Annotated in this window: 12 protein-coding genes and 1 pseudogene; 4 read left to right on the top strand and 9 right to left on the bottom strand. The window is 61.0% G+C overall.

Features of this window, described 5'->3' with window-relative positions; genetic code table 11:
• A pseudogene (locus tag B2V90_RS05995) lies at positions 1-451 on the bottom strand (transposase); the annotation flags it as partial.
• A 105-nt stretch (positions 452-556) separates the two neighbouring features.
• On the opposite strand from B2V90_RS05995, the gene B2V90_RS05990 reads away from it, so the two are divergent.
• Positions 557-958: a recombinase family protein gene (locus B2V90_RS05990; RefSeq protein WP_293920301.1), complete on the top strand. Its 402-nt coding sequence runs from the start codon at positions 557-559 to the stop codon at positions 956-958.
• Between the two features lie 168 nt (positions 959-1,126).
• Complete coding sequence (locus tag B2V90_RS05985; RefSeq protein ID WP_293920299.1) at positions 1,127-2,116, top strand: zinc ribbon domain-containing protein; 990 nt, start codon at positions 1,127-1,129, stop codon at positions 2,114-2,116.
• 397 nt (positions 2,117-2,513) lie between these two features.
• Here the strand turns inward: B2V90_RS05985 and B2V90_RS05980 are convergent, their stop codons facing one another.
• Complete coding sequence (locus B2V90_RS05980) at positions 2,514-3,362, bottom strand: oxidoreductase (RefSeq protein WP_293920296.1); 849 nt, start codon at positions 3,360-3,362, stop codon at positions 2,514-2,516.
• Positions 3,363-3,410: 48 nt separating this feature from the next.
• On the opposite strand from B2V90_RS05980, the gene B2V90_RS05975 reads away from it, so the two are divergent.
• Positions 3,411-4,010, top strand: coding sequence for a TetR/AcrR family transcriptional regulator (locus B2V90_RS05975; protein ID WP_293920294.1), 600 nt, complete (start codon positions 3,411-3,413; stop codon positions 4,008-4,010).
• Between the two features lie 201 nt (positions 4,011-4,211).
• Here B2V90_RS05975 and B2V90_RS05970 read toward each other — a convergent pair whose 3' ends face one another.
• The 6 genes from B2V90_RS05970 to B2V90_RS05945 form a co-directional block, all read right to left on the bottom strand.
• Entirely contained in the window at positions 4,212-4,514 is a 303-nt protein-coding gene (locus B2V90_RS05970) for a polyhydroxyalkanoic acid system family protein (RefSeq protein ID WP_293920292.1), read from the bottom strand.
• Positions 4,515-4,750: 236 nt separating this feature from the next.
• Positions 4,751-5,053, bottom strand: coding sequence for a hypothetical protein (locus B2V90_RS05965; RefSeq protein ID WP_293920289.1), 303 nt, complete (start codon positions 5,051-5,053; stop codon positions 4,751-4,753).
• A 43-nt stretch (positions 5,054-5,096) separates the two neighbouring features.
• Complete coding sequence (locus tag B2V90_RS05960; RefSeq protein WP_293920286.1) at positions 5,097-5,942, bottom strand: hypothetical protein; 846 nt, start codon at positions 5,940-5,942, stop codon at positions 5,097-5,099.
• 615 nt (positions 5,943-6,557) lie between these two features.
• Complete coding sequence (locus B2V90_RS05955) at positions 6,558-8,507, bottom strand: TonB-dependent receptor (protein WP_349681209.1); 1,950 nt, start codon at positions 8,505-8,507, stop codon at positions 6,558-6,560.
• A gap of 62 nt (positions 8,508-8,569) precedes the next feature.
• Positions 8,570-9,652, bottom strand: coding sequence for an amidohydrolase family protein (locus tag B2V90_RS05950; RefSeq protein WP_293920284.1), 1,083 nt, complete (start codon positions 9,650-9,652; stop codon positions 8,570-8,572).
• Positions 9,653-9,677: 25 nt separating this feature from the next.
• The gene (locus B2V90_RS05945) at positions 9,678-11,417 is read right to left on the bottom strand and encodes a sulfatase-like hydrolase/transferase (RefSeq protein WP_293920281.1); all 1,740 of its coding nucleotides are present in this window, start codon (positions 11,415-11,417) and stop codon (positions 9,678-9,680) included.
• Between the two features lie 246 nt (positions 11,418-11,663).
• Between B2V90_RS05945 and B2V90_RS05940 the strand changes: the two genes are divergently transcribed.
• Positions 11,664-12,311: a TetR/AcrR family transcriptional regulator gene (locus B2V90_RS05940; protein WP_293920278.1), complete on the top strand. Its 648-nt coding sequence runs from the start codon at positions 11,664-11,666 to the stop codon at positions 12,309-12,311.
• Between the two features lie 38 nt (positions 12,312-12,349).
• Here the strand turns inward: B2V90_RS05940 and B2V90_RS05935 are convergent, their stop codons facing one another.
• Entirely contained in the window at positions 12,350-13,930 is a 1,581-nt protein-coding gene (locus B2V90_RS05935; RefSeq protein WP_293920275.1) for a bifunctional 3-(3-hydroxy-phenyl)propionate/3-hydroxycinnamic acid hydroxylase, read from the bottom strand.
• Between the last annotated feature and the right edge of the window lies 1 nt (position 13,931).

Genomic DNA, 13,931 nt, shown 5'->3' with positions numbered 1-13,931 from the left:
TATTGCTTTGCCAGTGCGATGATGTCCTCCGTCAGCGCCTGCTCGTCATCCGCCCCGCGCGGCACCTTGCGCTGCGTCGATCGATGCTGACCCAGCACCCGGCATATCCGTCGCTCGGATACCGGAAACTCTCGTCGCACATGATCAATGCAGCGTCGCCGCCGCGCGGGGCTTAGAAGTTTCCCTTGGCCGCCTCCTGCAGGATCAGCTTGTCCAGCGTCAGGTCCGAGATCGCCCGGCGAAGACGCTGGTTCTCTTTCTCCAGATCCTTCATCCGCCGCGCCTGATCGGTCTTCAGGCCGCCATATTCCTTCCGCCAGCGATAATAGGTCTGCTCGCTGACCGCGATCCGGCGGCAGGCTTCGGCCGTGCTCGCTCCCTGTGCCAGCACAATCTCAACTTCACGCAGCTTGCCGATAATCTCTTCCAGCTTGTGCTTCTTGCTCGGCATTCATCGTCCCTTTCGTGGTCCAGACTATCATAGTCTTTGGGCCACTCAGCAGGGGGCAGATCACAATGACGCCGCCACAGGAGAGGCAGCGAGAAAGAGCCGCCTATGAAACCTTCTACCAATCTACAAAAATGCATTGCTTACTGCCGCGTCTCCAGGGCCGACCAAAAGCTGAACGGTCATGGGATCGTCGGGCGAGCGACCACAGCGCGGGAATATGCCCAGCGGCGCGGCTATGAATTCGTCCGCGTCTTTGAGGACGATATAACCGGCAAAGTGCTCAAGCGCCCCGGTATGGATGACATGCTCACTTTCCTGCGCAAGCAGAAGGAACCCTACGTCGTCATCATCTACGATCTCGCGCGCTTGGCGCGTGATCTCTACGTCCACTTGGCTCTCCGTAAAGCGATAGCTGAAGCAGGCGGCGTTCTCGAATCTCCCACGCTTGAAATCGGCGACGATCCCGAACGCGAGTTGTCGGAGAATATCCAGGCATCGTTCAACTAGCATCATCGGCGGACTAACGCGCGGCAGACAGTCAGCCGGATGCGGGCCCGGACGCAGAACGGCTATTATTGTCTGCGGCGTCCCATTGGGTACAAATATGAGCTGACTAGGAGCGAGGGTAAAATCCTCGTCCTCGACGAGCCTGTCGCGTCGATCATCCGCGAGGGCTTGGAAGGTTATGCCTCTGGGCTGTTTGAAACCGCGACAGAAGTGCAGCAATTTTTCAAAGAGCATCCCTCCTTCCCGGAGCACCGCCGAGCTTCTCTCGGGCGTAACGCGACCATGGAAATCCTGAAGCGTCCAACTTACGCCGGATACATCACCGCTCCCGAATGGGACCTGCATATGGTCCCTGCGCGGCATCCAGCGCTTATCATCCTTGCGACGCATCAACGCATCCTTGATCGCGTTTCCGGCCGTGCGAAAGCGCCCGCTCGGAGCGATCTGAAAAAGGAGTTTCCGCTTCGTGGTTTTATTAACTGCGTCTGCGGCAACCCTTTGATGGGTTGCTTCTCCACGAGCCGTTCGGGAGCACGTCACGCATACTATCTCTGCCAGCGAAAAGGATGCACCGAATACGGCAAGTCGATCCGCCGTCAGGTCGTCGAGGATGAGTTCGAGCGGCTGCTTACCCAGATGACGCCAACTCCGGGATTGATCAGAGTCGCTCATCATATGCTTCAAGACATGTGGGATTCTCAGGCGAGCCGCGTCAGGGAATCGGCGAAGATCATCAAGGCAGAGCTGGCCAAAATCTCGCAGAGCATCGAGCAGCTTGTTGATCGGGTGGTCGAGGCGAACAGCCCTGCCCTTGTCGAAACCTATGAGAAGCGCATTCAGGCGCTTGATCGCAAACGCGCCCTTTTGGTCGATGAACAGGCCAACCCGCGAGGCTCACGCGGCAGCTTTGACGAACTTTTTAGAACCGCCCTCGATTATCTCGCAAACCCGCAAAAACTATGGGTGTCTGACCGCATTGAGGACAAACGGGCAGTCCTGAAACTGACCTTTGCCGACCGGCTTACCTATGCGCGAAATGAAGGCTTTAGAACCGCAATTCCGACCTTACCTTTCGGTATGTTGGACACGCTGAAAGGGCCGGAAATGGGAATGGTGCCAGAAGAGCTTGACTGGCGTTCAGTCAAGCAACTGATCTGACAAGCAGAATCATTGATCCTTTTGATCGCCGGAGCCCCCTATAGCACATTCTTTATTCGTGGAAAAGGCTGGATTTACTTGGACGTTAAGTTCGAGTCCTGACCGTGTTACTTTGATGTGAAGGCGATGACCTTCTGTCAGGACAGTCGGGACGTAAGATAGGTCGGTTGGGGACAGGCAGCGGTGAGGCAATCAACCTAGGAGAGCTGCTCTCGCGGGCTGTTGCCGGGCACGGCAGCTACCGACCACACTACGACGTTCCGTAACGGCGCTGTGAGCGGCAAGTTTTGCTAAAACCTGCCGCCTACTTCACGAAATCGGTATGGCAGCGACCCGCCATATATCTGGCGCTTTGGCCCCCAGATTCCTTCCGCGAATTGGAATCTTTTCGGCAGCCTCAAAAGGTATCGAATCCGGTCGATCGAGAAAGTGCCTCCCATCGAATAACTTCCGTACGCATATCGCCGAGTTTCTGCTCCACCAGTTCAACCGCATCTTCGCCCAGAAACAACCTAACCGGTGGATTCTTCTCCTCAACGATTGCCAGCAACGCTTGGGCCGCCTTGGCCGGATCGTTCGGCTGGTTGCCGCTCTTGGCATGCCGCGCAGCCCTTATGGGGTCCATCACCGCGTCGTAATCCGCGATGCTACGCGGCGTCCGATCCATCGAGCGCCCAGCCCAGTCGGTGCGAAACTGACCGGGTGCCAGCGTCGTGACGCGTATGCCAAATGCCGCGACCTCCTTGCCCAGCGCTTCGGAAATCCCCTCCAGCGCGAACTTGCTGCCGCAATAGAAGCTGATCCCCGGCATGGTGATGAACCCGCCCATGGAGGTGACATTGACGATATGCCCGCGACGACGTTTACGCATGCCTGGCAAAACCGCCTGCATCATCGCCACCGGACCGAACACATTCGCGGCAAACTGCCGCTGGAGATCGTCCATCGACGATTCCTCAAGCACGCCTTCATGGCCGTAGCCAGCGTTGTTTACCAGCACATCGACAGGACCGACATCGCGCTCGGCCGCGGCCACTACCTCAGGGATGGAGGCAAAGTCTGTCACGTCAAGCAGCAGCGGGCTTGCGCGGTCCGGCGCGAGTGAAGCGAAGGCGTCTGCGTCTTCCTGACGTCGCACCGTCCCGATAACTTGGTGGCCGGCCGTTAAGGCACCTGCGGCAAAGGCTCGGCCCAGCCCGGAGCCGACGCCACTGATGAGAAAGACTTTCTGGCTATCGTCTGTCACGCATACACTCCTACAGTGCAAATAATTATATCATGATATATATAACTGATGAGTGAAAACAAGATGGAAACAGGGAAGAAGCGCAGGGGTGAGCCGGTGCGCCAGCGCGTAATCGATGCGGCAGAGCGCCTCCTGCGCGATGGCAGGGCAGAGTTCTCGATGCGTGACCTTGCCTGCGAAGCCGGGGTCAGCTTCGCGACGCCATTCAATCAGTTCGGCAGCAAGCCAGCCATCATGCACGCACTGTCGGCGCGACGGATCGACGCTATGTTGACGCGCTTGGACGCGTCGCCACAGCCGCCGCATGCCGCCGATCGTGTAGCGATTGCCGTCGACATTGCCGTCGCGGTCATGCTCGACGAGCCCATCGTGAACCGCGCGGTGATGGCGTGGATCGGAACCGGCAGCGTAGCGTCGGGCGAAGTCAGATCCAACTCCACCGCCCTTTGGGCACAAGCCCTGGGCGACGGCGCGGGGCTGACTTCGCTCCGCCGGGATGAGGTATGCCGAATCCTGCCCGCGCAACTCGCGCTCGCGTTCCGGGGTGCGCTGTCTTTCTGGACCGCTGGCGAACTCGCCGATGAGGAACTTGGCCCGGCTGCGCGGCAGATCGCTGATACGCTTCTTCGCGCCTACTCATGCGATTGATGCCGGCCGACCAAAACGAAACTGGCCATACCCGATGCATATCGCTCTCTGAGGCCAGCAGCCTAGTTCGCGACTGACGACCAATCTGCCAGAGCAGCAGAGCATCGTTCCCTGAGGTCGATCAATGGGATGGCGGTCCAGGGAGAAGTTCGTGTGGACAATGCCTGGACCGAGGCAGTGCTCTCTTTAGCCAGACGACCGTCAGGTTGGCTTGTCGAGCATCTTTTGCGCGCTGCTTTTCATGAAATCGGAGATCGGGCCCGACATCATTTTGAGCATCATCGGGACAGAGACGGTGCCGCGCACCAAGGCTTCTTCCACGACAAGATGGACGGGCACGTTTTGGCCCATGGCGGTGATCGTCATGTCCAGCATGGTTTCGGAAGTCCATGTCGCATCCACCGTTCCTCCGCCTGGAATATGCTGTTCCAATTTGGGCAGGCCCGCATCGATGCGGCGCTTGGCTTCGCTCGCGCCTAGGTTGTGGGGGATTTCGATATCCATGGTTGATCTTTCCTGTCAGGTTTGGCGGATGGGTAGTAGCCAGCTCAGCTGCGAGGCCACGTTACTGACATCAGTGTAAGTTGTCTAGCATGCCCTAGATGACGTGTTTTGGGCAGGTGCTTGCGCATCTTCCTCAATACGCCAACGGATCGACAGCCGATAAACGCACGGCGGCATGTGCAGTGCCAAGTCCCGCGACGAGGCGCCACGCGTGAGGAAGGACAGAGGAAAATAGCTCATTGGGAATAGCGTTCGCTTTCCGCCATCAGCGGGTTGATGCGATGCTGGCTCATAAACTGGTAGAGGGCGCAGAGCAGAGACTGTGCCGCGGGGACCGGCATGCCGACCCTGCCGACGACCACCCGTTCCAATGCCGGATCGGGACGGGCATGATCGGCTCGAGGATTTTCCAGCGTGATGGTCACGATGCCGTTGACGAACGAAAGACCTGACAGGCCACCAGCGAGGATTTCTGGGGCGAACATATTGTCGATCAGCGGCGCTTCTGGCTCCGGCTGGATCGGCGGATGCATTTTCATGATTGTGCCTTTTACGAGAAAACCAGACGATGGTGGCCGCCGATCACCGGCCGCCCCGATCGCCCGCCATATCGGCTGGGGGTGCAATGACAGGAGCGATCGTGTCGGCTCTGGTGGTAGCGGGAAAATCGGCGGGGATGGCCATGCCCGCAAGGGCGAGCCGAAATGCGAACGTATAGGGCCTGCCGTCGAAGCGAATGGTGACGCGGATATCGGCCGGGCTTGTGGCCCGGTGCCCCAAGGGCAGGACGACCATGCCGCCAAAACTGCTGTCTGGATCGACCGTGGTGGTCTGGAGGATCTGCGTGCCCAGTTGCGCCAGCGTGTAGTCCAGCTTTCGATCGATGCCGCGGATCACCACCGCGCCGCCAACCACCGCCGCCGTCGCGCCGATGATGGCGGGCGTATCATCCTGCCAGTGGATGGCTTGGGTGTAGCCGCCTCTTGGGCCGCGCACATGGCGATAGTAGGTGCCCTCGTTCGAGGCGGTCGAGGCGACACCTGCCAGGACGCCGGCGAACAGCGCGGTTCCGATCTTCGCATTGCGCGCCCGCCGTTCCGCGTCGTCGGCGAGTTGGGCATAGGTGGGGAGCGGCATGGGAACGCCGTTCACCATCGCCCCGATATTTTCGATACCCAGATTGGCCGGGCGCGGGCCATGGTTGAACACGGCCACGGAGAAGGCGACCTGCCCCTTTTCGACCGGCAGGGGCCGAATTTCGATGGTGGCAGTCGGCGACCGGAGCGAAATGGTCGCGCGGCCGCGATCATAGCGCGCGGTTTCGACGCCAAGATGCTGGGGATAAAGGATGAGGGGCGGCGTGGCCTCCGCCATGGAGGATAGGCTGGCAAGCAGCATCGTCGCAACCGCGACAGAGCGATGGATCATGATGGGGCCTTTCGGAAATGGGGGACGCGATGCGGACAGGGGTCGGGGTCCGCATCGCGTCGGCGCAGGTCGTCCAGGGGGAGGAGCAAGGGACAACGACCCGCGCGAGCGGAAACTGGGATATCGAGGGGCGCAGCCGTAAGGCGCTTGAATGTTCTAATCGCTGTCGTGAATGCTGGGCCGCATGACCGCCTCCTTCATATCTGGAGCGGTTATCGTGCCCTTGCGCAACCGGCGTTTGCGGCCTTTGTAAATCTTTGTGACACAGCCATGATGGCAGGCGCGCAGGACAATGGCGGGGCCGAAGATCGGCGGCGCGCGACAAGAATGAAGGCGCGCCGTTGCAGGGCGCGCCCATGGAGCATACGGGTTCTAGAAGGCGAAGCGGACGCGCACACCGAGTTCGCGCGGGCGCCCCATATCATATCGGACGACCCCGACCAGCGCGAGGAGGTTGAGGCCGCCGGTCAGATATTCTTTGTCGGTTAGATTGGTGCCGAAAAGGGCGAGTTTCCAGCGACGATCCGACGAGCTATATTCGATCTGCCCGTTGAGAAGGCCGTAGGGCGCGAGGCGGACGGCATCAACATCACTGGCCGCGCCATATTGAGCGCTTCACCAGCTATAGTCGAGGTTGAGGCGCGTGACGGCCCCCGACGCGTGATCGACATCATAGGCGGCCCCGATGGAGTAGAACCATTTGGGCAGGCGCGGAAGCGGACTGTCGAGCGTGACCCCGACACCCGGATTGAGATTGTCGAATGCCCCTTTCATATAGGCGGCGGCCAGTCGCAGGCGCAGGTGCCGGGTGACAGCGGCGAACCCCTCCAACTCCAGACCATAGATGTGCGCCCGACCGGCATTTTCGAGGATGGAGGTAGGCAATGGCGCCGCCGGCGGCGGCGGGGTATATTGGCGATTGATCTGCATATTCTTGTAATCGGTATAGAAGATGGTCGGATTGATCGTCACGCGGCGATCCATGAAGGCCATGCGTGCACCGCCTTCGTAGGAGGTAGCGGACTCGCTATTGAAGCCGATCGCATCGGCATTGGACGGAATGATGTTAAAGCCACCCGACCTGGCGCCACGACTGACCGACAGGTAGCTCATGATGTCATCGGACCAGTCATATTGCAGGCGGGCCATCGGCAGGACGGTGGTTTCGCTCAATGATCCTGAATCGGAAGCACCCGATACCGGCAGCAGATTCTGCGTCCTGATCGAGATGTCTTCGGATCCTACCCTGACGCCTCCGGTCAGTTTCAGTCGCGATGTCAAGCCATAGGTGACATTGCCATATCCCGAAATCGATTCCCGCTTGTTGGTGTAGGCCGACCGGCTTTCAACGATCAGGCCTGCGGCATTGGGCGCCAACTGACCGGTCGTCGCTGAATATTCCTCATGATAATAGAAGACGCCCGCGACATATTGAAGGCGATCGCCCAGCAGGCTGCCCTGCGCCTGGAGTTCCTGCGAATAGGACACCACCCTGCTGTCGCTATACTGACGGCCGCCGGCGGGTGTGCCGTCGAGATCGTTGCTCCAGGTGTCGTCAATGGCCGAGCGGCCGCTCAGCAGTTTGAGCGTCAGATGATCATTGACGTCCCATTGTCCGGTGAAGCGAAGATGTTTGGCGCGCGCGTCATCGAAATCATCGACCGGCAATCCGCCATAGTTGCAATATACGCACGGGGACGCCAGCGACTGATCGAAGCGCGGCTGGTTGGTCGGACGCGCGTTCCAGCGGGCGGCCAGCACGCCGCTCGTCGATATGGTCGGGATATAGGCCGTCGATCCACGGCTGGAACTGTCGGAATCCTCATAGGACAGATCGAGCGTCAGCGTGTCGATGGGGCGATAGCGGGCCTGGATGCGGATCAGGTCGTTCTTGGTCGATCCGCCCTTGTCGTCGTCGGCGACATGATCGACATAGCCGCCGGTTTCCATATGCGCGCCCGACAGACGCACCGCCAGTTTGTCGCCGATCGGGATGTTGAGAGCGCCGATGATGTCCTTTCGATCGAAACTGCCAAGGGCGCCCTCGACAAATCCGCCAAATGCCTGCTCCGGCCGGGTCGTGGTATAGCGCACGGCGCCACCGATGGAATTGCGCCCGAACAAAGTACCTTGTGGGCCGCGCAATACCTCCACCTGCTCGATATCCATCGCCCGCAGGACGTTGCCCGAAATACCGGGATAGTAGAAATCGTCGATGTAGAGCGGCACCGACGGCTCGCTGCCATTGCCCGCGCGCATCTGGCCCAGGCCTCTGATCCAGAAGGTAGCGCTGTTGGCGCCCGGACCGTTCGTCTGGGAACCCACCGACAGGCCAGGCACCAGCGTTTCCAGTCCCCTGACGGATTGCACGCCCCGTGACTGAAGTTGTTCGGCGGTGATCGCCGTCACTGCCACCGGTGTATCCTGAAGATTTGTCGAACGCCGTTCGGCCGTCACCACGATGTCTGGCACTGTGGATTTGGTGGGAGACGTGGCCGTTTGCTGGGCATGGGCCAGTCCAGGAGCCAGCAGACAGGCCGCCGACGCCAGCAGGTGCGTGCGCATGATTTCATCTCTCCATGTTCTAGTGGCGCCAGCGCTCCGGTGGCGCTGGGGTCATTCTTTGGTTAGCGGTTGCGTATTCGATCCACGAAACCCAGCATCGGTCGCAAAGCCGCGCCGCGCATGCGTTGTCCGAACGTCATCGATCGGTGCATGTCGGGGGCCAAGGGCGTTTCTCTGGGGGTTGCAAAGCGGGGGAACAGCGACAGGGCGTTTGCGCGGTAGACCGCGTTTCGTTCCCCCATGTGCCAGAGAGGCAGCGTGTCGATCTGATTGACCTGAAGCGCAGTGACAGGCGCGGGCGCGAAAGGAAAATCGCTGCCGAACAGAATGTGGCTGTGATCGACAAGCTGGCCTAGCGCCGCCATTGCGAAGGGAGAGGGCGACAGCGCAGTGTCGAAATAGAAGCGGCGCATATAAGTGAGAACGCCCTGCGGCGCGCGATCGGCAAAGGCGGGCATCAGGTTGGCCAGCGACAATCGCCAGGCCGCATAGGGCAGGAAGCCACCGGCATGCGCCAATATCCAGCGGATCCGCGGATGACGTTCCAGTACGCCCATCAATATGAGGTTGAGCGCTGCCCGCGTGGTGTCGCAGAGAAACTCCATCAGGAAGCCGGGCATATCGAGACCGAGTATCTCGCTGCTCGGGTGAAGATTGGGGTGGATGAAGACGATGGCCGACCGCCGGTCGAGTTCGGCCATCAACTCCTCAAACCGCGGGTCACCCAGGAACACGCCGTCCACGCTGCCCAGCAGCACGATGCCGTCCGCGCCCTGCACGTCCAATGCATGGATGGCCTCTGCACATGCGGCGGCAGGAAAAGGCATCGGCAGGATGGCGAAGGATCCAAAGCGACCCGGATGACGCACGGCCATGTCGGCGGAAAAGTCGTTACACGCCCGCGCCAGTGACTGCGCCGCCGCTTCATCGGCGAAGCGGACGCCCGGAGCGGACACCGACGTAATGGCCCTCCCGATGCCGTGGAGGTCCATGATGTCGAGCGATTGCTGCGGACTCCATCTGGGCACCGGACCCCCGGCCATGTCGGTCACGCCATGGCGTGCAAGCGCGTCCAGCAGGGCCGGGGGCAGCACATGGTGGTGGACGTCGATGCGGCCGGAAGAATGCGGTTGGGCGGGCGTCATGCGTGTCTCCGCGTCTAGGTCCGTTTTATGCGCGCCAGATGAAGTCTGGACCCGGCATGTGCCGGCCATCGTCGATACCGATTTCGCGCGCGATCAACCGACCAAGCTTGGCGTTCATCTCCAGGATAAGATCGCGAACGGCTTCGGGCCTTGTCGCGAGATTGCGGGTTTCACCCGGATCGGCCTGGGTATCGTAGAGTTCCAGATCGTTGAGCGCGACGAGATCGTCCCAGGATAGCGGGCTGTTATGTTGGGTGGGCGCGAAGTAGCGCGCGAATTTGTAGCGCCCGTCGAACACGCCGCGCATCTGGCCGCGATTGGACAGGACGCCGCGAAATTCCGGCTTGATCAGCGCCATCATACTGAGCGATCGGCCTTGCCTGCGCTCCGCCTCGAACGCCAGCGCGGCCTGATGATCCTGATAGATGAGGCTGGTCCAGTGCAACAGCAGTCCGTCGCTTCCGGCACGCGGGTCGTGACAAGCCGCATCGGCGATGACGGCGCTCAGATCCCTTCCGACAAGCGCGGGAACCTGCTGCCGCACGGTTGCAGAAGGAACCCCGGCCAGCCCCAGCAGGGTGGGCGCCATGTCTACATGGCTGGCGAGCGTGGCGGTCGATTGGCCGCCCGGTCGCGCCGGATGACGGACCAGAAGCGGAACCTGCGTCGCTTCCCGATAGGGCAGGACGCCCTTGCCCCTGATACCGTGGACGCCCAGCATCTCGCCATGATCGGCGGTAAAGACAACGATGGTGCGATCGGCCTGGCCGCTGGCGTCGAGGGCATCGAGCAGGCGCACGATGTGCGCATCGCTCTCGCGAATGCAGTTATAATAATAGTTCACGAATTCGGCGACAGCCGCTGCGTCCTGAAAATTCAGATGGCCCAGCGAATATTCGTCCGTCAGCGCATATTCGATCGCGGCTCGCAAACGTCCGTCATCCGATACTGGCCCGAAATTGGCGGGCAGAGAATAGCCAAGCGCTTCCTGATACACCTTGGTTTCAGGCGGGCGTGCGAGCGTGTCGGGATAGAGAATCTTGCGCGTGGCGGTCATTTTCGGACCGGACGTGTAGTACATGATGTCGTGGGGGTTGAGGATGTTCACCGCCGCGAACCAGGGCATGGAGGCCGACTTGGATCGCTCGATAAACGCGACGGCTCCGTCGATCGTCCTGCCATCTTCCTCATGCCCTCCAAGCGGGCCGTCAATCTCATGTTCCGTTCCGGTTTCATCAAAGCCATAGCTGCGAATTTCGGCCTGGACCTGACCCTTGGTCAGCGTCTTGTGATGGCGGGCGTAAAGTTTGCTCAGGTGCCACTTGCCGAAATAGGCGGCGTGGTAGCCAGCCCCGCGCATCAGCGTGCCCAGCGTCGGCACGTCCTTCTTCAATGCTGGCGCATAGGGCAGCGGCATATTCTCCCACACGCCGTTTTTCTGCGAATGCTGGCCAGTGTAGAGGATGGCGCGGGCTGTCGCGCACACCGGCGACGGTGTGAAAGCGCGGTCGAACGACAGGCATTCGCGCAGCAGGCGCGCGCGACCGGGGCAATGATCCTCGATGAAACCGGGCGGAAGAAGCGACCAAGCCTGTTCCTGATCGGTGGTGACCAGCAGGATATTGTAACGGTTCGCGCCCGGCGTGGCGGGCAACCGAAGATCAGGCTGGACGCCCGGGCGCGTCGCCGACCAAGTCGCGGCAGCGCCGGCAGCCGTCAGCGCGCCGACGCCCGCCAACACCCTTCGGCGCGACCATCGCGTCATGCGCTCATGCCCTTGATTATGACAGATTGTATGCCCTGCCCTTCTGCGTCCAGGCGAACCATCGGCGGTCGGTTGACCGGCCGGGTTGCGGCGAGACTCGATAACTGGACCATATTCTCTCCAAAAAAAACGTAGTTTTGACTATATGAAGTATATTTAGACAGATGTGATCAAAAATATCAATAGTCTATCCTGTTGGTCTCGGATTACTAATTCCGCTTGATGACAGCCCAGCCCAAACGCGCCATGACCGCTGCACGCCGCCGGATGCGTGAAGCCGCAATTCGCCTATTCGCGGAAAAAGGATCGACCCAGGTTTCCATGAGCGAACTGGCGCAGGCCGCCGGAGTCGCGCGCGGTACGGCGCATAATAATCTGGAGTCGCCCGATGCGTTTTTTCGGGAGATTGCCAGTGAACTGGCCGATGAGATGAACCATCGGATCACAATCAGCTCCGAAAATATTTCCGATCCCGCGCGCCGTCTGGCGCTGGCCATCCGGTTCTATATCCGTCGTGCGCATGAGGAGCCGGACTGGGGACGGTTCCTGCTGCGATTCGCCATCAACGAACAGGCGCTCCAGGCGTTCTGGCTGGGACAACCGGTCCAGGACCTGGCTAACGGGCTGGAGAGCGGCGCCTTCCGCTTCAGGTTCGATCAGATTCCTTCGGCTATCGGTTTTATCGCCGGCAGCGTGCTGAGCGCCATATTGCTGGTGCTGGACGGCCACAGAACCTGGCGCGATGCAGGACAGGATGCGGTCGAGTTTGCGCTGCGCGCCATCGGCGTGTCAGATGAAGCCTCGCGGGACATGGCGATGAGCGACCTGCCACCGCTGAGAGAGCTTAACCCGCCAGCCGCCCGATCGCGCAAGAGCACCGCCGCTATCGGCTGACCCCCAACCCCATCGCATGCCGATTAGTCGGGGTGCGCCTATGCTTCTCCCAGCAGGTCCAGCGTGGCGTGCACAAGTTCCGCCACGGCGCCTGCCGGACCATCGGCAAGCACCACGCGATCGGGGCGGACGATCGCCACCCAGCCGATCGGCGCGGTGCGGGGTGTGAGGGTGCCGTCGACATCCTCGAACATGGTCTGACCTGCGCTGGGCTGGCCCGCCTGGCAGAATTGGATGATGCCATATCCGCGCGCGGACCATATTGCCCGCAGGTCGGGCGGAAGGGTCGCCATGGGATCGACACCAAATCCCACCAAACAGAAAGCGGCGCCCAAGGCATCGTCGCTACGCACCAGCACGCCATTGCAAGACCTGACCCAGGCCTGCGGGATTTGCCCGCCCTTCGCCAACGCGCGATGGCCGCGTCCTTTGATGAAAAGTCCCTTACGAAACCGGTTTTGTGGCTTCACGCCGAGCTCATCCAGAAACTGGCGCAAAGCCGGGATCCCGCGCAGCCCGCGTATCAGGCCGTGGGTCAGGATGGCCCGAACCGCGCTGCGGGGCATGACTAGGCCACCCATGAGCTTGGCAAGGCTGATCATAGCCTTGGCGTGCGGGCGCCGTTCGCTATCATAGCTGGTCAGGATGTGCGGCTGCGCCTGGCCCTTAATGATCGCGGCGAGTTTCCAGGAGAGGTTGGCTGCGTCCCGCAGGCCCGCGACCAGCCCCTGTCCGACGAAGGGGGGTGTGATATGGGCCGCATCGCCTGCCAGCACGATCCGACCGCACCCGAACATGTCGCAGCAGCGGGCGTGAAAGCGATAGACGGCCCGCCGCTCGATATGCATTTGCTCGGGCTTGAGCCACGGCGACAGAAGTGCGGCTACACAGGCGTCGCTTTCCATCATCTCGCGGGTTTCGCCGGGGGCGAGCATGAACTCCCAGCGCTCGCGCCCGCCTGGCGAAGGCATGTGGGGCGTGGGCCGTTTGGGATCGCAGATAAACTCGATATGGTCGATCGGCGCGGGCACATTGAGCGCATCGACGATCAACCAGTCCTCCGCATAGGTCTGACCCGTGAAGTTCTGCCCGATCACCCCGCGAACGAAGGACGCGGCGCCGTCCGCCCCAACCAGATAGTCGCAGCGGATGCGGCGCACCTGGTCCTTTCCATCGCGCACTATCGCGATGACGCTCTCATCGTCCTGCGTGATCGTCGTCGCTTCGCATCCCGTCAGGACGCGCGCCGATGGCAGGGTATCTACCAGTCTTCGCAAGGCGGCCTCAAGGTCGGGCTGGGCGAAGGTGACGAGCTTGGGATGGCCGTCAATGGCGCCAGCGGTGTTGATCTGACCAAATTGTCCGACGAACGGCGAGTGCATCTTCACATAGGGAATGGGCAGCCGGGGAAAGGCATCGTCGCCGAGGCCCGCCATTTGCAAGATACGCAGCGCCTCATTGTCGAGGGCAATGGCACGCGGCTGACGACTCATCGCGTCGGACTTGTCGATGACGATGGTCGCAATGCCGTATCGACCCAGCAGGCACGCGATCGCTGCGCCGACAGGCCCATAGCCCACGATGAGCACCGCCGTTTCAATCTCGATAGGGTTGGTCATT

Origin of the sequence: Sphingobium sp. UBA5915, assembly GCF_002431195.1 — a bacterium.
Taxonomy (GTDB): Bacteria; Pseudomonadota; Alphaproteobacteria; order Sphingomonadales; family Sphingomonadaceae; genus Sphingobium; species Sphingobium soli.
This window is presented reverse-complemented; position numbering and strand designations above follow the sequence as displayed.

Excerpts from the sequence above, each read along its gene's own strand:
- B2V90_RS05945 (WP_293920281.1), bottom strand. The coding sequence starts at position 11,417 with ATGACGCGATGGTCGCGCCGAAGGGTGTTGGCGGGCGTCGGCGCGCTG.
- B2V90_RS05970 (WP_293920292.1), bottom strand. The coding sequence starts at position 4,514 with ATGGATATCGAAATCCCCCACAACCTAGGCGCGAGCGAAGCCAAGCGC.
- B2V90_RS05965 (WP_293920289.1), bottom strand. The coding sequence starts at position 5,053 with ATGAAAATGCATCCGCCGATCCAGCCGGAGCCAGAAGCGCCGCTGATC.
- B2V90_RS05990 (WP_293920301.1), top strand. The coding sequence starts at position 557 with ATGAAACCTTCTACCAATCTACAAAAATGCATTGCTTACTGCCGCGTC.
- B2V90_RS05960 (WP_293920286.1), bottom strand. The coding sequence starts at position 5,942 with ATGATCCATCGCTCTGTCGCGGTTGCGACGATGCTGCTTGCCAGCCTA.
- B2V90_RS05940 (WP_293920278.1), top strand. The coding sequence starts at position 11,664 with ATGACCGCTGCACGCCGCCGGATGCGTGAAGCCGCAATTCGCCTATTC.
- B2V90_RS05955 (WP_349681209.1), bottom strand. The coding sequence starts at position 8,507 with ATGCGCACGCACCTGCTGGCGTCGGCGGCCTGTCTGCTGGCTCCTGGA.
- B2V90_RS05935 (WP_293920275.1), bottom strand. The coding sequence starts at position 13,930 with ATGACCAACCCTATCGAGATTGAAACGGCGGTGCTCATCGTGGGCTAT.
- B2V90_RS05950 (WP_293920284.1), bottom strand. The coding sequence starts at position 9,652 with ATGACGCCCGCCCAACCGCATTCTTCCGGCCGCATCGACGTCCACCAC.
- B2V90_RS05975 (WP_293920294.1), top strand. The coding sequence starts at position 3,411 with ATGAGTGAAAACAAGATGGAAACAGGGAAGAAGCGCAGGGGTGAGCCG.